16 protein-coding genes and 1 pseudogene are annotated in these 17,614 nt (G+C 66.7%); 5 read left to right on the plus strand and 12 right to left on the minus strand.

Features of this window, described 5'->3' with window-relative positions:
- Positions 1–119 (plus strand): annotated as a pseudogene (locus tag ACLKOZ_RS13215) (ArsR family transcriptional regulator); the annotation flags it as partial.
- 24 nt (positions 120–143) lie between these two features.
- Here ACLKOZ_RS13215 and ACLKOZ_RS13220 read toward each other — a convergent pair.
- The 4 genes from ACLKOZ_RS13220 to ACLKOZ_RS13235 all read right to left on the minus strand — a co-directional run bounded on the left by ACLKOZ_RS13220 (position 144) and on the right by ACLKOZ_RS13235 (position 6,886).
- The gene (locus ACLKOZ_RS13220; RefSeq protein ID WP_436475627.1) at positions 144–1,481 is read right to left on the minus strand and encodes an MFS transporter; all 1,338 of its coding nucleotides are present in this window, start codon (positions 1,479–1,481) and stop codon (positions 144–146) included.
- A 142-nt stretch (positions 1,482–1,623) separates the two neighbouring features.
- Complete coding sequence (locus ACLKOZ_RS13225; protein ID WP_436475615.1) at positions 1,624–4,656, minus strand: AAA family ATPase; 3,033 nt, start codon at positions 4,654–4,656, stop codon at positions 1,624–1,626.
- Positions 4,653–5,840, minus strand: a complete 1,188-nt coding sequence (locus ACLKOZ_RS13230; protein WP_436475616.1) for an exonuclease SbcCD subunit D — start codon at positions 5,838–5,840, stop codon at positions 4,653–4,655. The genes ACLKOZ_RS13225 and ACLKOZ_RS13230 overlap by 4 nt, the downstream gene beginning before the upstream one ends.
- Positions 5,841–5,932: 92 nt before the next feature.
- Entirely contained in the window at positions 5,933–6,886 is a 954-nt protein-coding gene (locus ACLKOZ_RS13235; protein ID WP_436475618.1) for an aquaporin, read from the minus strand.
- A 167-nt stretch (positions 6,887–7,053) separates the two neighbouring features.
- On the opposite strand from ACLKOZ_RS13235, the gene ACLKOZ_RS13240 reads away from it, so the two are divergent.
- On the plus strand, positions 7,054–8,136 hold the full coding sequence (locus ACLKOZ_RS13240; protein WP_436475620.1) for an ADP-ribosylglycohydrolase family protein: 1,083 nt from the start codon (positions 7,054–7,056) through the stop codon (positions 8,134–8,136).
- Here ACLKOZ_RS13240 and ACLKOZ_RS13245 read toward each other — a convergent pair.
- Positions 8,123–8,659: a DUF4395 domain-containing protein gene (locus ACLKOZ_RS13245; RefSeq protein ID WP_337352161.1), complete on the minus strand. Its 537-nt coding sequence runs from the start codon at positions 8,657–8,659 to the stop codon at positions 8,123–8,125. The genes ACLKOZ_RS13240 and ACLKOZ_RS13245 overlap by 14 nt on opposite strands.
- A 67-nt stretch (positions 8,660–8,726) precedes the next feature.
- Complete coding sequence (locus tag ACLKOZ_RS13250; protein WP_436475621.1) at positions 8,727–9,761, minus strand: exonuclease domain-containing protein; 1,035 nt, start codon at positions 9,759–9,761, stop codon at positions 8,727–8,729.
- Between the two features lie 197 nt (positions 9,762–9,958).
- Here ACLKOZ_RS13250 and ACLKOZ_RS13255 point away from each other — a divergent pair, with 197 nt between their 5' ends.
- A complete protein-coding gene (locus ACLKOZ_RS13255) occupies positions 9,959–10,732 on the plus strand; it encodes a DedA family protein (protein ID WP_337345946.1) in 774 nt (257 codons plus the stop codon).
- A gap of 106 nt (positions 10,733–10,838) precedes the next feature.
- On the opposite strand, the gene rdgB is transcribed toward ACLKOZ_RS13255, so the two are convergent.
- From rdgB to clpS, 6 genes are all read right to left on the minus strand, one after another.
- Positions 10,839–11,510 (minus strand): RdgB/HAM1 family non-canonical purine NTP pyrophosphatase, encoded by a 672-nt coding sequence (gene rdgB / locus ACLKOZ_RS13260; protein WP_436475629.1) that lies wholly within the window; start codon positions 11,508–11,510, stop codon positions 10,839–10,841.
- A gap of 41 nt (positions 11,511–11,551) precedes the next feature.
- Complete coding sequence (rph, locus tag ACLKOZ_RS13265; RefSeq protein WP_337345877.1) at positions 11,552–12,319, minus strand: ribonuclease PH; 768 nt, start codon at positions 12,317–12,319, stop codon at positions 11,552–11,554.
- Between the two features lie 102 nt (positions 12,320–12,421).
- The gene (locus ACLKOZ_RS13270) at positions 12,422–13,219 is read right to left on the minus strand and encodes an MBL fold metallo-hydrolase (protein WP_337345876.1); all 798 of its coding nucleotides are present in this window, start codon (positions 13,217–13,219) and stop codon (positions 12,422–12,424) included.
- Positions 13,216–14,283, minus strand: a complete 1,068-nt coding sequence (gene murI / locus ACLKOZ_RS13275; protein WP_337345875.1) for a glutamate racemase — start codon at positions 14,281–14,283, stop codon at positions 13,216–13,218. Before murI ends, ACLKOZ_RS13270 begins: the two co-directional genes overlap by 4 nt.
- A gap of 105 nt (positions 14,284–14,388) precedes the next feature.
- Positions 14,389–14,955, minus strand: a complete 567-nt coding sequence (locus ACLKOZ_RS13280; RefSeq protein WP_337345874.1) for a DUF2017 domain-containing protein — start codon at positions 14,953–14,955, stop codon at positions 14,389–14,391.
- Positions 14,948–15,331, minus strand: coding sequence for an ATP-dependent Clp protease adapter ClpS (clpS, locus tag ACLKOZ_RS13285; protein ID WP_337345873.1), 384 nt, complete (start codon positions 15,329–15,331; stop codon positions 14,948–14,950). Before clpS ends, ACLKOZ_RS13280 begins: the two co-directional genes overlap by 8 nt.
- A 287-nt stretch (positions 15,332–15,618) precedes the next feature.
- On the opposite strand from clpS, the gene ACLKOZ_RS13290 reads away from it, so the two are divergent.
- Both ACLKOZ_RS13290 and ACLKOZ_RS13295 read left to right on the plus strand, forming a co-directional pair.
- Positions 15,619–16,947, plus strand: coding sequence for a nicotinate phosphoribosyltransferase (locus ACLKOZ_RS13290; protein WP_337345872.1), 1,329 nt, complete (start codon positions 15,619–15,621; stop codon positions 16,945–16,947).
- Positions 16,947–17,582 carry an isochorismatase family protein gene (locus ACLKOZ_RS13295; RefSeq protein ID WP_436475625.1) on the plus strand — a complete coding sequence of 212 codons (636 nt, stop codon included), beginning with the start codon at positions 16,947–16,949 and terminating at the stop codon, positions 17,580–17,582. Before ACLKOZ_RS13290 ends, ACLKOZ_RS13295 begins: the two co-directional genes overlap by 1 nt.
- Positions 17,583–17,614: the final 32 nt, after the last annotated feature.

Here is a 17,614-nt window from a genome sequence, read left to right on the forward strand (position 1 = left end):
TGCCCGGGGGGCGGCCGGCCGCCCTCGCCGTCGTCTATATCCGGTCCTCGCACGACCCCGCCACTATGGGTGTTGCCTTGGCCGAAAGCGCTGCCAGGATTGAACGCCAGCTGGCCTGACGGGCGCTGCTGCGGCGCGGCGGCTTAGGGCCGCTTCCGTCGAAGCACGACGGCGGACGCAGCACCAAGCAGGATAAGGGCAACCGACGCTGCGACGGGTACGAGGAACGCCACTGAATAGCCATGGGCCTGTGCCAGCTGGCCCGCAACCGCGGACCCGACGGCTGTGCCTGCCACAATGCCGCTGGCCAGCGCCGTCATGACCGTTCCCAGCCGTCCTGCGGGAGAGATGAGGCCGCCGATGGCGAAGACCGTCACCATCACCGGGCCAACCGGGATTCCCAGAACCAGCAGCACCAGCACCATACCCGCAACCGACGACGGAACGAAGAGCAGGAACGCCAGGGCCGCCATCATTACGGCGCCGAGCAGCCACCGTGCCGAGAGGGTGAGGCGTTGCGGCCAGTACGCTACGGACAATGCGGCGACGGCGGAGCTCACGCCCATCACGGCATACAGCAATCCGGCGATTTCGGAGGTGGCAAAGCCCGCTGCAAACGAACTCAGTGCTGTCTGCGTGGACCCGAAGAAGGTGCCCATGCAGACCATGGCCAGAACAGGGAGGGCCACCGCCCACGGGATGGTGCGTGGGGTGGCTTTCGGCGCAGCTGCGTTCGTGCCCTCACTGCCGGGGCTTAAGGGTCCCCGGGGTACCGTGCGGTGGACAGGAACAGCCCGGTGGGTCCGGTGGATGGCAAACGCAGGGACCAGGGTGATGGTCAGGGCAGCAGCAAGGGCAAGGGGAAGCCAGGGCGCGACCAAGCTGGCCAGGATTCCCACCAAGGCAGGACCCAGCACAAACGTGAGTTCGTCCGCGGTGCTCTCATAGGACAGGGCTGTGTCCAGGTCCTGCCTGTTCGACGCCTTGCTGTCAGCCGGGCTGTTTGGGGAGTTTTGGGACGTCAACGCCATCCAGCGGACCCGTGCCAGCGGGCCGACCTGCGGGCAGCTGGCCCCGGCGGCAAACGCGGCCGCGAGCAGGGCTGCGGGGAAGGCCCCGGCCAGGACCGTGGCGTAGGCTGCGGCAATCAGCGCGAGTACGGCGAGGGCGTTGAGGGCGGCTGCGATCAGCAGGACAGGACGCTGACCCCGGCGGTCTGCCATCGCCCCGAGTACCGGCGCGCCGAGCGCGGAACCGATACCGACCGCACCTGCCGCAGTGCCGCCCACAGCGTACGAGCCGGTGATCGAAGTCACCAGGGTCAGGGTCCCTACTGTGAGCATGGCCAAGGGCAGCCGGGCGAAGAGTCCCAGGGGAATAAAGGTACGTCCGGCCAACTGCGGAAGCTGCGCGAAGCGCCCCTTGGCTATCGGCTGGGGAGCGTCAGTTGGAGGACTGCCGGTCTTGGAACCGTGCTGCAGGGAGGGAGTTGATGGGAAGGTTGAAGGATTCAAGGTTCCGGGCTCGTTCAGTCATGCGCATCGTCCCTCCTCCCGATGCGCGCAACCCGGTAACTGTCCGATTATAGCGGTTGCCGGCACCTGGGGTTTCGGCGATCCGGTGTCAGGAAAGCGGCGAAACCGTATCTGAGATGTGCAGTGCGGACCCGTTGCGGCCTTTGACCACCTGGAGCTGCACTCCGATGCGTTGCTTCATTTCGCCCACATGGCTCACGAGCCCCACCACCCGACCGCCGTCCCGCAGCCCTTCGAGGGCGTCCATGACCTGTTCCAGCGATTGCTCGTCCAGGCTGCCGAAGCCCTCGTCCACGAACAAGGTTTCGATCTGGATTCCGCCGGACTCATGCTGGACCACATCGGCCAGGCCAAGGGCCAACGACAGGGATGCCATAAATGATTCACCGCCGGAGAGCGTCGACGTGTCACGGCGGTGCCCGGTCCACTGGTCCACCACCTCCAGTCCCAGCCCCGATTTGGCCCCGCGTGCCGCTTTGGCATCGGTGTGCTGGAGCAGGTAACGGCCGTCGCTCATGGCAACCAGTCGCTCAGATGCTGCCAGGGCCACCTGTTCCAGCCTCGCCGCTAGGACGTAGCTGTTCAGGCTCATGCGGTAGGTGTTCTCACCGCGTCCGCCGGCGGCGTCCGCCAAGGCTGTCAGCATCCGTGCGCGCTCCCGCGGAGCGTTTCCGGAGCCGGCGAGGTCCTGGTATTCCGCCATGATGCCATTCAGGGATTCCACGCAGCGCTTCGCCATTGCCGCCGAAAGGCCGGCCGCGCGTGCCTCCTCTTCAGCCTGTGCAGCAGCTGACTGCAAATCCCCGAGCTGTGCCTCGTCCGGGAACAGCTCCAACTCCAGTTCCTCAAGGGCCAGCATCACTTCTTCGGAGGCGAAGAGCTCCGCAACCCTGGCCTGTTCATCGTGGCCGGCACGGATCTCTGCCTGCAGGGAGGCAGCCTCGGCGCTGTCAAGCAGTTCCGCCCGGGCATCCCCGGCTGTGTTGAAGCCTGCCTCGGGCAGGGCCAACTCCAACTGTTGCCTGGCGTCGGCGGCCCGAACCTCGGCCTGGTCCAGCTGGGCCTGCGCCTGCACCGTCTTTTCAAGCGTTCGGGACGCTTCCTGCAGCGCGCGCAGCCGGTGCGTGAGGTCGCGGTGGCCGGATCGGAGGCCAGACAGTGACTCGTGGAGGGCAGTTGCCTGTTCCAGGACCTCAGCCAGTGTGGACTGCACCTGCGCAAGCTCCTCGCCGGCAGCGGCCCTGGCGGTCTCTGCTTCTGCGATGCGCGTTTCGATTTCCGTGAGCCGCAGCCGCATCCCTTCCAGTTTGGCAGCCGCCTGACCTGAGCGTTCAGCGGCCTGCCGGGCCTCGTCGGCCGCTTTCCGGGCTTCTGCTTCGGGTGTGTCGCCACCCTGGCTAGCAAGGACGGCCACCAACTGCTTGGCTCCTGCCAGCTCCGTGCCCAGCGTTGAGAGCCGGGCCTCGGCCGCCTCGAACACCTCCCGGGCCTCTTCTTCGGCCTGGCCCAGCTGGAGGGCTGACTGGGCGGCCTTTGCCGGGGATGGGTGATCCGGGCTGCCGCACACGGGGCACGGAAGGGCGTCGGCCAGCTGGGCCGCCAGTTCAGCTGCCGCATTGGCCAGGCGCTCTTCGCGAAGGTCAAGCCAGCGGCGCTTTTTCTGCAGCTGATCCTCACGGCATGCCTCGTAGTGCTCTGACGCCAACAGTTGCGCCGCAACCGCCGAATGGTGGCGGCGGACGACGTCCAGCAGTTCGTCGGCCGCGGCGGCTTCCTTGGTGTGCATGACGGCGGCTGCTGCCAGCTCGGCGAGTGGCTCCAGGCCCGCGGACACGTCCGCATACTCCGCCCGCAGGGTTTTGAGCCCGCCATCAAGTTCAACCCCGGCGGCCTGCAGTTCTTCCTTTGTGCGGCCGAGCGCTGTCCGCCTGGCCGTGAGGGCACGAAGCCGCTCTTCGTCCGGCAGCCGTGCTTCCACAACGGCCAGCAGGGAGCGCAGCCTGTCCAGTTCCCGTTCAACATCAGGGGCGTCCGGATCAAGCCTCCCAAGCTCCGGGTCCTCCTCCACTGCCATTCGCAGCAGGGTGAGGGCCGCCTCGCGTGCGGCAGCGGCACTGCGGAGTTGGGCTTCTGCCTTCTCCACTGCCTGCAGCTGACCGGTCAGGACTTCCGCCTGGCGGTGCCGGGAAAGCCGGGTGGCGTGCGCCGCCAGCAGCGGAGCTGCTTCCTCCGCGGCGGCCTTCCGCGCTGTTGCGGACTCCAGCCGGCTGCGGCGCCCGGTCCGGGCCACCGCGGTGTCCAGGGCCTGCCGGTGCTCCCTGCTCAGCGAAGCGGCTGCCTCGGCCTCGCCGGCCAGGCCAGCGGCGCGGACGGCGAGGGCTGCCTGCAGCCACTCAATCCGGGCCGCCGGGTCTGCTGCCGGCGGCGCGTCGGATTCATCAATGCCAACAGCGGATACCTCGGCTTCTGCCCTGGCCGCGAGCAGCTCAAGTTGTCCGTTGAGACGCGAAACATCGTTGCGCGCTTCCTGGGCAAGGAGGGAGAGCTCCTGTTCCACTGCCTCGAAACGCTGTGTGCCAAAAAGTTTCTGCAGGAGGTCCAGCCGGTCCGCCGCCTTTGAGCGGAGGAATGCGGCGAAGTCTCCCTGTGGCAGCATGACCACGCGCGTGAACTGTTCCCGGTCCATCCCCAAAAGGCCGGTGATTTCGGCGCCCGCTTCATCGTTGCGACCGGATTTTTCCGTCCATTCCCCGTTCACCCGTTCGCGGAGCAGGGTTTTGGCCTGCTGGGTAGTGAACCCATTCTTCCCCCGGGTGCTGGGCTTGTCCCACGACGGCGAGCGGGTGACTTCGAAATGCCGCCCCTGGGCTGAGAACTCGCAGCTGACGGCGGGTTCGGTGGCCGGGTCCGCGTGGTCGCTGCGAAGGCGTTTGCCGTCCTGCCGCGCGCCGGGTACAGAGCCGTAGAGCGCGAAGCAGATGGCATCCAGGACGCTGGTCTTGCCTGCGCCGGTGGGTCCGTTCAAGAGGAACAGCCCATGGGCGCTCAGCCTGTCGAAATCGATTTCCTCGGTGCCGGCAAACGGTCCGAAAGCGGAGATCCTGAGCCGATGGATCCTCACAGCGACGCCTCCTGGAGCCGCACGTTGTCCAAGGCAGCTGCCAGGGCCCTCCGCTCGGCGTCGTCGGGTTCACGGCCACGGACATGGTCCAGGAATCCGCAGCAGACGGAGAGGTCGTCCTCTGCCTCGGCCAGCCTGCTGCTGTAGGTCGACGCGGGCTTCGTGGCCGCGCCCTGCGGGTCAAATCCCAGCACCAGCGTGTCCGGGAAACGTGATCGCAGGCGTTCCATGGCCTGGGCGGGCCGCTGGGCGTCCGTCAGGGTGATCTGGCAGTAGGCATCTTCTGCCCAGGTGTGGTCACTGGATTCCAGCAGTTCCGCGATCCCGCCGCGGAGTACCGCCAGTTTCCGGGGGGCCTCCCAGGCCACTTCGGTCACGCTGGCGACTCCGGCCGGGCCGACGTCGATAAGCCAGCCGCCTTTTTGGTGCCTGGCTTCCGAGAAGGAATAGGCCAACGGGGATCCGGAGTACCTGACCTGGGCAGAGAGCGTCTGACGGCCGTGAAGGTGGCCCAGGGCCGTGTAGCTGAAGCCGTCGAACAGGTCCAGGGGGACGGCCCCGACTCCGCCGATGCTGAGGTCCCGTTCGCTGTCCGAGCTGATGCCGCCGCTTGCGAAGGTGTGTGCCAGCACGACGGAATAGACAGTGCCCTGCCCGGCGCGGCGCCGGAGGTCCGCGCGGATGAGGTCCGTAGCTGCCCGGGTGACCTCGAAGTGGCTGGCCGTCTCCACGCCCAGAGGCTCGGCCACGAGCCGCGGTTCCAGCCACGGAATGCCGTAGATGGCCAGTGTGGCGCCGGCTTCGCCGTCTTTCATGGGCGGTGCATCCAACGGCAGCAGCAGGGGCTGGTCCAGTTCGGCCAGCCGCGTGCGAAGATGCACCCCGCCCCGTTCCAGGAGCCGGGAGGCAAACCCCAGCCTGATGGCGGAGTCGTGGTTGCCGCTGGTCAGGACCACTTGGGCGCCGGCTCCGGCGAGCCTTACCAGGGCGTCGTCCAGCAGGCCCACCACATCCACTCCCGGCAGGGCGCGATCGTATACGTCGCCGGCGATCAGGACAACGTCAACAGCGTTTTCCGAAACAGCCTTGACCAACTGGTCGATGAAGGACCGCTGGGCGTCGAGCATCCCGACGCCGTGGAACGACCGGCCCAGATGCCAGTCCGATGTGTGCAATAACCGCATATTCCTACGCTATCGGCTGCCACTGACAGTTTGAGCCAATCCCGCTGCAAGGGCCCCTGCGCAGTGCATGCGGGGACCCTTGGCCCGGAGGCCTAACCGCGTTTTCCGTCAAAGAACTCCTGGGCCTCGTTGCTTTTGGTCGCCGGGACCGCCGCGGGCTCGGACGCAACCGAGCCTTCCGGCCCGTCCAGGTTTTCCGCTTCTTCGAGCTCATCGGATTCTTCCAGGTCCGCGTCCGCAGCGTCCGCGGAAACTGCAACGGACGTTCCGCCGGCGGCAGGAGTCGAAGCCGCGAAGCCGCGGAAAACCAGCCCTGCGATGGCTGCGCCCACCAGCGGCGCCACCCAGAAGACCCAGAGCTGCTCCAGCGACCAGGACGAGCTGAAAACGGCAGACGCCGTGGCGCGGGCGGGGTTGAAGGGTGCGTTGCCCACGGACTGGCCCAGCTGCAGCAGCACTGCGAAGGCGAGGCCCACTGCGACGGGTGCAGCGGCTTTGTTCAGGCCGTTCCGGGCGGTGGTGCCAAGGAACACGGCAACCAGGATGGCGGCGCCCAGCACTTCCAGCAGCAGGACAGCGGCCATGGGCGCCTGGATAATGGAATGCTCACCAAAACCCGCCGTGACGGTGTCGAACGCCGTCCGGCTGTCCTGGATGCTGGGAAGCGTGCGCAGGATCGCGAAGAGCGCCAGGGCGCCGAGCAGGGCACCTGCCAGCTGCGCCCCGATGTACGCGGCGGCGTCTGCCAGGCGGATCCGCCCGGCTACGGCATGGCCGACGGTCACGGCGGGGTTGAAGTGTCCGCCCGACACATAGCCGAACGCCAGCATTACCGCAGTGACAGCGAGGCCAGCGGCGAGGGCGGCAGGCAGCGGGCTGGACTGCGGAATGGTGAAGAGCGGCACACCGAGGCCCGCCACCACCAGGAACAAGCTGCCGAATGCTTCGGCTGACAGTCTGGCCACCAGCCCGTAACGGACGGCGACAGCGCCGCTGCCGTACGGCTCGGCGTTGTGGGCGTGGTGAACGGGCACAGGCGTGGTCATGTTTGGACGGTCCTTTTCGTAGGGGTCAGGCACAGCGGCCGGGAACTGCGGTGGGCTGTAATGCACCAGGCAGCCCCTGCATTGTGCCACCGGAGTCTGGGCGTTGGCTGGAACCGAGCTTAGCGTCCGGTGCAGGCGACGGCCTTCGCCACGGTAAATTTACTGGCATGAGCTATGAACCTGGCGCCCTTGCCGTGCCCTCGTTGGAGTCCCGCGTCCATGGTTGCCTGCTGGGCGGGGCGCTGGGCGACTCGCTGGGTTACGCCGTCGAGTTCGACTCCATCGCGGACATCCGCCGCCGGTTCGGTCCGGAAGGACTGACGGATTTTTCAGCGGTCGACGGCGGCAGCCACTTTTCAGACGACACCCAAATGACCCTTTACACCGTGGACGGCCTCGTCGAGGCCCTCGAATGGGCCAACTCCGGCGTGGGCGCCGACGTCAACGCCTGCCTGTGGCTGGCATACCTTCGCTGGCTGGCCAGCCAAGGTGAGGCGGCACCGTCCTCCGCCCCGGTTCCCCAGCCACGCTGGATCGACGCTCAGGAGGTGCTCCGGCACCGCCGCGCCCCAGGCTCGGCCTGCATCAGCGGACTCGCCACCGGCGAGATGGGCACGTCCTTCCGTCCGGTCAACCCCGACTCCAAGGGCTGCGGGACGGTCATGCGGTCCGCACCGTTCGGGCTGATACCCCACATCACGCCCGACGCCGTCTACAAGCTCAGTGCCGACGCCGCGGCCCTGACGCACGGCCACCCGTCCGCGCGCCAGAGTGCGGGAGCGTTCAGCCTGTTGATCCACCGCCTGGTGTCCGGTGAAAGCCTGCAGTCGGCTGCGGCGGCTGTCCTGGTTGATGTGCGGGCCATCGCCGACGTCGCACCGGAATTGCCGGTGCGGCTGGAGGCTGCCGTCCGTCTGGCCGAAACTGGGCGTGCAGAGCCGGAGGAACTGGTGCAGCAGCTCGGCGAGGGTTGGGTCGCGGAGGAGGCGTTCGCCGTCGGGCTTTACTCGGTCCTGGCCACCGCCCCTGACGAAACCGCCCCAAGCGCACCGGAAGACCACTTCCGTGCCGCCGTCGGACTGGCCGTCAACCATAGCGGGGACAGCGACTCCACCGGTTCCATCGCCGGCAACATCCTCGGCGCCTACTACGGCGAGGCGTGCCTCCCGGCTGCCTGGCTAGAGCGGTTAGAGGCTCCGCACGTCATCCGCGGCATGGCGGACCTGCTGGTGGGCGTCACAACCGCCTAAGGGAGATGTTGTTGCAGGCTTCGCAGACTTCCTCGGGAATGAGGCCACGGCGCTGCAGCAGCCCGAAGATGACACAGCCCAGGCAAAAGCCTGCAAAGGCTTCCAGCGAGGCTGCCAGGATCAGCACAGCCAGCACGATCCAGGCTGCCGGGGCTGCCCCAACGGCAAAAAGGATCAGGGCGGTGGTGGAGACCACGGTGCCCAGACCTTGGGCGAAGCGCTTGGGAGGTCCCGGGACGAGCTTAGGCCGCCCCAGCCGCGGTGCCAGGACTTTCACCGAAAGCAGGGCCAGCGGGGAGATCCTGGGGCCGAACAGCACCCGGAGCCAAAACCCGGCGGCGATCAACAGCAGTCCCCACCCGGAACCGGTCAACAGCGTGATGCCGGCCAGCAGCACTACAAGCCCGGCCGTGATCCGGGCAGCGTATTCGTTGACCGGGTTGGGGAAGGCAAACACCACACGCCAGTCGATCCCCGTCCGCGTGGTCGGAGGGGTAGTCTGAACGCCCGTGGATTTGATCATGCTGCAAGGCTAGGAGTACACCGGGCGGCGTGGAAGGTTTGTTGCGCCAGATGAATTGCGCCAGGGATCAGGCCGGGTGGGCTCCCGCAGCAACGCCGGCAGTGGTGTAGCCGCCCACCATCTGGAGGAACTCGCCTTCGGAGAGCACTTCGATCATCTGGCCACGTTCGTGCAGTTCCAGGACCCGCCGGGCTTTGCCGGTCAGCCTCCCCGAGCGCAGGTCCGAGGCCACAAACCCGTCTCCCACCACGAGCACGGTGGTCCGTGCCGTCACCCTGCTTTCGGGCCGGGCGCCCAGTTCTGCCGAGCGGACCTTGGCTTCGGGCCTGGCCATGGAAAGCTCTCCGGTGAAGACGACAGTCTGGCCGAACAGCGGATGGCCGGGTTCGGCGTCGGCATTGGGCAGCGGGTTGGCACCCTCCTCAGGCCAGCCCGACCGGAACGGCAGTGGACGGGCGGCGCCACTGCCGCCGGTGCCGGCAACGTCGATTGCAGCGAGGCTTTGCTTGGACAGGGCGTCCCGGGATGGATCGAAGGCCTGCTGGTGAGGCACGGCAAGGCCAAGTGACAGGTACAGCTCGGCGATGCTGTTGGCCCCGTTTCGTGCCGCGATGTCGATCAGGATGCCGGCGCATGCCCGCGCGTCCTCCCCGGCGTCGTGGTGGTTGACCAGCGGGACGCCGGCCTCCTCGGCGGCGAACGGCAGGGAGTTGGAGACCAGCGAGTAACAGCGGCGGGACAGCATCACGGTGCAGACGTAATCGTAGGCGGGCCCGGGAAGGCCCGACACCTCCAGGCCTGACCTGATGACGCCGAGGTCGAAGGCCGCATTGTGCGCCGCAAGGATGTCGTCGCCGATGAAGGCACCGATTTCCGGAAACAGCTCACCAAACCGGGGCAGCCCGGCAACGTCCTCGGCCCGGATGCCGTGGATCCGGACGTTGTGGTAGTCAAAGTGGTCGTGGTTCGCCGGGGGCCGCATAAGCCAGGACGCCTCGGCTACGACCTTTCCACCCCGGACCTTCGTCAAGCCCACCGCGCACGGTGAACCCCGGAAGCCGTTGGCCGTTTCGAAGTCGATCGCCGTAAAGTCCAAACCCACGGCCCACACTTTACCGCCGCGCATGGCCCTTCCGGCGGCACCACGGCGGCGCTGTCGCGGATATCACCTGCACGACGGCGGGTGGCGGCGAGGATGACCGGCGGATTCCCGTACTTGGTCCACTGAGTGACGGGTGGCATCCGCGCGCCACCGCCACTGGCTAGGTCAAGTACCCTGAGTAGGTGAACTTTCTTGCGATCAGCGACCTCGCCGTGCCCATGCTGGGAGGTGCAGGACCGGTCCAGCCGCAGCTGGCATCATTCCTGCCCGACTGGCTGAACCCCCAAGTCTTCCTGGCCGACCCTGCACTGGCTCCCTGGGTGGTGCTGCTCGTCTGCGGCATCGTCTTCGCCGAGACAGGCCTGCTGGTGGGCTTCTTCCTGCCCGGCGATTCGATGCTGTTCACGGCCGGCCTGCTGGTGGCCACCGACACCATCAAGTTCAATGTCTGGCTGCTGGCACTGCTGATCACCGTCTCAGCCATCATCGGCAACCAGACCGGCTACCTGATCGGTTCCAAGGCCGGTCCTGCCATCTTCAACAAACCAAATTCCCGCCTTTTCAAGCGTGAAAACGTGGAGAACGCCCACGCATTCTTCGAAAAGCACGGCGGCAAGGCGCTCATCCTGGCGCGCTTCGTTCCAATCATCCGGACCTTCGTTCCGGTCATCGTGGGCGTGGCCCAGATGGACAAGAAGAAATTCTTCCTCTTCAACGTGATCGGCGCTGTTCTCTGGGGCAGCGGCGTCACCCTCCTGGGCTACCTGCTGGGCGACAGGGTCCCGTGGGTCAGGGACAACCTGGACATCATCTTCATCGCGATCGTGCTGGTCTCCGTGATCCCGATCGGCATCGAAGTACTCCGCGGCATCTCTGCCAAGCGCCAGGCAGCCGTCTTCGGAACGGATGCGGTGGACGAATTCATCGAAGAGCACGCCCCCGCTGAAGAGCGCAAGACCAACCTGGACTAGGTCCTGAAGAGCACCGCAGGCACAACGCCTGCACAAAAGAAGGGAGCGCTGCTTATGCAGGGCTCCCTTCCTTTGTCTCTTCGATCCGGTGTCATCAGAGACCGCGCTACGTCCGGGCGAGCGCCTCAACGATGGCGGGCAGCAGGGCCCGGAAGGCCTTGCCCCGGTGGCTGATCGCGTTCTTCTCCTCCGGGGACAGTTCCGCGCAGCTGCGGTCCTCGCCGAGCGGCTGCAGGACGGAGTCGTAGCCAAAACCGCCCACACCCCGGGGCTCGCGCAGCAGGATCCCCTCAAGCTGCCCGTATTCCACCGTTTCGTGGGCCGTGCCGCCCGGCGCAGGCACGGCGAGCGCCGCGGCGCAGACGAAGGCCGCACCCCTGTGCCCGTCCGGGACGTCGGAGAGCTGGTCCAGCAAGAGCCGCAGGTTGGCGGCGTCATCACCGTGCCGGCCGGCCCAGCGTGCAGAAAAGATGCCAGGGGCCCCGCCAAGGACGTCCACGGCCAGCCCTGAATCGTCGGCGATCGCCACCAGGCCGGTTGCCTCGGCCACGGCACGGGCCTTGAGCAGCGAATTCTCGGCAAACGTCACGCCTGTTTCGACGACGTCCGGCGCACCGGCCATCGCGGCGTCCACTACCTGGGTGTCGACGTCGAGCCCTGGAACCTGGCCGCGCAGGAGCTCACGCAGCTCGCGGAGCTTGCCCGCGTTGTGGGTGGCGAGGACGAGCCGGGGCACGGTGCCGTCCAATCCGGCGCTGTCCAATCCAGCGCTGTCCAATCCGGCGCTGTCCGGAAGGCCGCCGCCTGGTGCTGCCGGGTTCACAGGGCATCCGCGAGGGTTTCGCGCTGGATCGCCGCCAACTGGGTAGTGCCCAGGAGGGCAAGATCGAGCAGCTGGTTCAGCTCGTCACGGTCGAAAGGGGCCCCTTCCGCGGTGCCCTGGACTTCCACGAACTTCCCTGACCCGGTGACCACAACATTCATGTCAGTCTCGGCCCGGACATCCTCGACGTAGGGCAGGTCAAGCATGGGGACGCCGTCGATAATGCCCACCGAGACTGCGGCGATGGTGTCGATCAGGGGCTGGGCGTTCTTGGCGATCAGCTTGTTGTCGCGGGCGAAGCGGATGGCGTCGGCCAGGGCCACGTAGGCTCCCGTGATGGCCGCGGTCCGGGTTCCGCCGTCGGCCTGCAGGACGTCGCAGTCCAGCACAATCGTGTTTTCGCCCAAAGCTTTGGTGTCGATGATGGAGCGCAATGACCGGCCGATCAGCCGGGAGATCTCGTGCGTCCGCCCGCCGATCTTGCCTTTGACCGACTCGCGGTCCGAACGGGTGTTCGTGGCGCGGGGCAGCATGGCGTATTCGGCGGTGACCCAGCCCCTGCCCTCGCCCTTGAGCCAGCGCGGAACCCCGGCCGTCAACGAAGCCGTGCACAGGACCCGCGTGTTGCCGAACTCGATCAGGGCCGAACCCTCTGCCTGCTTGGACCACCCGCGCGTGATGCTGATGGGGCGGAGCTGGTCGGGCGTACGGCCATCGGCGCGCACTACGGGTACCACGGGCACTGCGGTTGCTTCTGAAGTCATACCTTTAGCTTATCGACTAGCCGCGGGCAGCCCGGCCACGGGCACCCCTTCCGCGCTCCACCCCAGGCCCGGTACCAGTACTTACCCAACGGCCACGTATTCCTAGATCGTGTAGTGCACTCCGGCCACCGCGACCGCGACGTCGCCGCCAAAGACCGGGCGGGCCTCGGCCATGACGGTAGTAGGTGAGGTCCAGACGGGGATGTGCGTGAGCAGGAGCCGGCGCGCGCCGGCAACCGCCGCCGCCTCGCCCGCGCGCTTGCCGGTCAGGTGCACGTCCTTGATGCCGTCGTCGCGGCCCTCTTCGAAGGCTGCCTCGCAAAGGAAGAGGTCAGCGTCCTTGGCGGCTTCCTCCAGGCCGGCGCAGGAATCGGTATCCCCGGAGTACGTCAGCACCCGGCTGACCAGGTTGCCTTCCTTATCCGGCTCTGTGACCTCCACCCGGAGGGCGTAAGCCTCTTCCACCGGGTGGTTCACGGCGAACGGAGTGATGGTGAAGGGGCCAAGGGTTACGGACTCGCGTTCGGTCCAGTTGGTGAAGTCGAATTCCTCGTGCATACCGGGGTCCAGCTCCAGGCCATACGCAGTTGCCATGCGGTCGGCCGTTGCCGCCGGACCCCACACAGGAATCCGGCCGCGTCCCCAGCCGCCCGGCTTCCAGCGGACCGCCACGTGCAAGCCGCACAGGTCCATGCAGTGGTCCGGGTGCAGGTGGGTCAGGAAAATCGCATCGATGTCCTCGAGATCGGTGTAGCGCTGGATGGCGCCCAAGGCTCCGCTGCCCAGGTCCATCACGATCTTCCAGGTCCGTTCGCCGTCGTTGGCGGTAAGCAGGTAGCAGGACGCCGGCGAGCCGGGTCCCGGGAAGGAACCCGTGCAGCCAACGATGGTGAGCTTCACTGGGCAGGACCCCCGGCCCGGCCGGCATTGCCCACGAAGTTCGACAACCGCCGCTGGGGCCTGATGCTTCCGGCTCCGCTCTGCGCAGCGGCAATCATCTCAGGGGTGATCCGGGCCAGGCTGCCTGTGGGGTACTGGGCGGAAACATGGTCCACGTGCCGCACTGAGAGGACCTCCGGCCCCAGGAAGCGGCGCGCGAGCGCTTCGAACTGTCCGGCATCGCCCGTGGCGATGAAGTGGTGTTCGGGCGGCGTTGCCGTGGTGCGCTGGAGGTCGTGGGTTGCCAGCGCGCGGTAGACATCCTTGGCCGTCTCCTCCGCGCTCGAGACCAGCGTGACGTCCTCGCCCATGACGTAGGAAATGACCCCGGTCAGCAGCGGGTAGTGGGTGCAGCCCAGGACAACGGTGTCCACGCCGGCGGCCTTCAGCGGTGCCAGGTATTCCTCGGCGATGGCGAGCAGCGCAGGGCCGGTGGTAATGCCTGCTTCGACATAGCTGACGAACTCAGGGCACGCAACTGACGTGATCTCGAGGTCCGGCGCGGCGGCAAAGGTGTCCTCATAGGCTCGGGACCCAACGGTGGCGGACGTTCCGATGACGCCCACGCGTCCGCTCCGGGTGGCAGCCACGGCCCGCCGCACAGCGGGCTGGATCACCTCAATAACGGGAATCCCGTATTTGGCGGTGTACCGTTCGCGGGCGTCGCGCAGGACAGCGGCCGACGCCGAATTGCAGGCAATGGTGAGCAGCTTGACGCCCGAGTCCACCAGTTCGTCCATCACGCCCAGGGCGTTTGCCCGGACTTCGGCGATGGGCAACGGCCCGTACGGCCCATGGGCGGTGTCGCCAACGTAAAGGATCGATTCGTTGGGCAGTTGGTCGATGATGGACCGCGCCACGGTCAGTCCGCCGACGCCGGAATCAAAGACGCCGATGGGCCGGGATCCCAGGTGGCCGCCGGGAATGCTGCTGGCTGGGGACTCCGCCGCAGCTGCTGTCGAATCCGTGCTCGAGGCTGTTGTCATGATTATTCGAGGATAGGTCTTCCCTGTGGGTGCGGCCATCACATTGTGTCGGCCGACTCATGTCTAATTTGTCACACTGCAGGATATATCCCCGAAGCAGGAGGCTGACGCACATCGGAAAGGAGAGCCCGGACAGGACAGCATTCAGGCCCGCGTGTCCAGGGACTGGAGCATCGCCTGGACCAGCGACTCCTGCAGCCATGTGGCGAAGTTATACACGAGGGCAAGGTAGCTCTCCACGTCCTCCGCCTGGGACCAGTCCTGCATGAGGTGGACGTGCTCGGCGTCCTCCTCATCCCGGATGTCCAGCCGTTCCGCCAGCACCAGGCGGACGTCGTTCAGGGCCATCGACCAGTGTCGGGCGCCCTCAGGGGTCAGGAGAATTTCGTCTTTGTCCAGGTCAAGGGCGGCGGCCCGGAGGGCACCGATCTTGGTTTCCCGCAGTGAACGCTCGGTGAGCTGTCGGAATTCCAGGGACGCGCCGTCGTCGTTTTTCATCACGTTGGGAAGCAACCGCCGGACCGCGCGGTCGGTGGGTTCCTGGACGTCCATGTCCAGCCCGATCATCGCGGTCAGCGGATCCTGGTTGGCCCGCTCCTCCGGCTGAAGCATCGAGATGACGTCATCGATCAGGCTGCGGAGCAGTTCCCGTTCGGCAGGTTCGAGGAATCCGGTGATGCCTTTGAGTCCGTATTTGAATGCTTTAGCCACGTTTGCCCCTGCCCTGCCCGGATCCGCCCGGTTTGCCTGAATTGCCTCCCGGCCCTCCGGATGCCTTCTCCACCGTGGCCCACAGCCCGAAGCCGTGCATGGCCACAGCATGGCGTTCGACCTGTTCCTTGCTGCCGTGCGCAACAATGGACCGGCCCTTCTTGTGGACCTCCATCATGAGCTTGTTCGCCTTGGATTCGGAGTAGCCGAAGTAGCTCTGGAAAACATAGCTGACATAGCTCATCAGGTTGACGGGATCGTTCCAGATCACCAGGTTCCAGGGGATGTCCGGGGCGGTCAGGGAGTCGGTGGACGCCTCTGTCCCGGTCCGGGTGCCCTCCTGTGTATCAGGGCCGAGCGCAACGCTTAAGGTCATCTGTCCATTCTATGGGGAGGCCCCCGCCGGGTGGGCCCACGCCGGCGAGGGCCCCGCGGCGAAGCGAAGCGAGATGTGGGGATCCGGTGGGTGGCCCCACGCCGGCGAGGGCCCCGCGGCGAAGCGAAGCGAGATGTGGGGATCCGGTGGGTGGCCCCACGCCGGCGAGGGCCCCGCGGCGAAGCGAAGCGAGACGTTGGGAGCCGGTGGGTGGGCCCACGCCGGCGAGGGCCCCGCGGCGAAGCGAAGCGAGACGTTGGGAGCCGGTGGGGACTAGAGTGAATTTTGTGAGTACCTCTGCCGGCTGGGACCATCCCCGCACGTCCTTTTACACAGACCACTACGAACTGACCATGCTGCAGGCGTCGCTCCATTCCGGCGCCGCGCACCGCCGGTCGGTCTTCGAGGCCTTCGCACGGCGGTTGCCGGACGGCCGCCGCTACGGGATTGTGGCGGGCACGGGCAGGCTCCTGGAAGGGCTCGCTGACTTCCGGTTCGGCGAGGCGGAACTGGATTTCCTCGGCCGGACCGGCGTGGTCAACCAGGACACGCTCGACTACCTGGCGAACTACCGCTTCTCCGGGGACATCTGGGGCTACCCGGAGGGCGAGGCCTACTTCCCCAACTCGCCCATCCTGATCGTCGAGTCAACGTTCGCCGAAGCCTGCATGCTGGAGACTTACCTGCTCTCCGTCCTGAACCACGACAGCGCCATCGCCTCTGCAGCCTCCCGCATGATCACTGCGGCCGGCAACCGGCCCTGCATCGAAATGGGGTCCCGCCGCACGCACGAGGAATCCGCCGCGGCCGCCGCACGCGCCGCCGTCATCGCCGGGTTCGACAGCACCTCCAACCTCGAAGCCGGGATCCGCTACGGCATCAAGACCGTGGGCACCGCCGCGCATTCGTTCACGCTCCTGCATGACACCGAAAGGGAGGCCTTCGAGGCGCAAATCGCCTCCCTGGGGCCGGCCACCTCGCTGCTGGTGGATACGTACGACGTCGAAGCGGCAGTCCGTGCCGCCGTCGAGCTGGCAGGGCCCCGGCTGGGTGCGGTGCGGCTGGATTCCGGCGACCTCGTCGCACAGGCACAGTGGGTCAGGCAGCTGCTGGACGAACTTGGCAACGAGGACACCAAGATCGTGGTTACCTCGGACCTGGACGAGTTCGCCATCGCCGCGCTGCAGTCCGCGCCTGTCGACTCGTATGGCGTGGGCACGTCACTGGTCACTGGCTCAGGCGCACCCACCGCCAGCATGGTCTACAAGCTCGTCAGCCGCACCGACGACGACGGCAACTTCGTCTCGGTGGCGAAGGCTGCCAAGAACAAGACCAGCATGGGCGGGCGCAAGTACGCCCTGCGGAAGCTCAATGAGCACGGAATCGCCACCCAGGAAATAGTAGGAATCGGACACCGACCCGAGGACGACGGCAACGACCGGCCCCTGCTCCAGCAGTTCATGAAGAACGGCGAACTCCTTCCGGGCTGGACCGGGCACGAAGGCGTTCTTCGCGCCCGGCAGCGGCACGCGGACACCATGGCCGAACTTCCACCCGTGGTCAACCGGCTGCAGCGCGGCGAAGCCGCCATTCCCACCATCTACGAGGAGTACTGATGTCACGCGCCTTGATCATTGTCGACGTCCAGAACGATTTCTGTGAAGGCGGTTCACTGGCTGTGGCCGGCGGCGCGGAGGTAGCCGCGGCAATCAGCGATTACGTGGACGCACATCACCTTGAGTTCGACCACATCGTCGCCACGCAGGACTGGCACATCGATCCCGGTGCCCATTTCTCCGAGGAGCCCGACTTCAAGGACAGCTGGCCGTCGCACTGCGTTGCGGGGACCAAGGGGGCAGAACTCCATCCGGACCTGGACACCGAATACATCCAGGCCTATTTCCAGAAAGGCCAGTTCGCAGCAGCGTACTCGGGATTCGAAGGGCTCCTGGCGCCCGAGGACGCAGTGCCCACCGGGGACCGCCAGCCCGGGTCCCTCCCCGCCGGTGATCCCGAAAGCTACGCCGCAGCCGACGACGCCATCGGGCTTGATGACTGGCTCCAAAGCCATGATGTCGAGGACGTGGTGGTCGTGGGGATCGCCACGGACTACTGCGTGATGGCAACCTCCCTCGATGCGGTCCAAGCTGGCTACTCGGTAACGGTCATCCGCTCCCTCACCGCCGGAATCGCGGAAGACCTCGACGACGCCGTGGCCGAAATGGAGCTCGGCGGCGTAGACGTCACCTGATTCCAGGGCAGGTACAGCAGTGGGGGGGGGGG

The organism is Arthrobacter sp. R4 (assembly GCF_051365025.1).
Lineage (GTDB): Bacteria > Actinomycetota > Actinomycetes > Actinomycetales > Micrococcaceae > Arthrobacter.

Excerpts from the sequence above, each read along its gene's own strand:
- ACLKOZ_RS13230 (WP_436475616.1), bottom strand. The coding sequence starts at position 5,840 with ATGCGGTTATTGCACACATCGGACTGGCATCTGGGCCGGTCGTTCCAC.
- ACLKOZ_RS13235 (WP_436475618.1), bottom strand. The coding sequence starts at position 6,886 with ATGACCACGCCTGTGCCCGTTCACCACGCCCACAACGCCGAGCCGTAC.
- ACLKOZ_RS13240 (WP_436475620.1), top strand. The coding sequence starts at position 7,054 with ATGAGCTATGAACCTGGCGCCCTTGCCGTGCCCTCGTTGGAGTCCCGC.
- ACLKOZ_RS13245 (WP_337352161.1), bottom strand. The coding sequence starts at position 8,659 with ATGATCAAATCCACGGGCGTTCAGACTACCCCTCCGACCACGCGGACG.
- rph (WP_337345877.1), bottom strand. The coding sequence starts at position 12,319 with ATGACTTCAGAAGCAACCGCAGTGCCCGTGGTACCCGTAGTGCGCGCC.
- murI (WP_337345875.1), bottom strand. The coding sequence starts at position 14,283 with ATGGCCGCACCCACAGGGAAGACCTATCCTCGAATAATCATGACAACA.
- clpS (WP_337345873.1), bottom strand. The coding sequence starts at position 15,331 with ATGACCTTAAGCGTTGCGCTCGGCCCTGATACACAGGAGGGCACCCGG.
- ACLKOZ_RS13295 (WP_436475625.1), top strand. The coding sequence starts at position 16,947 with ATGTCACGCGCCTTGATCATTGTCGACGTCCAGAACGATTTCTGTGAA.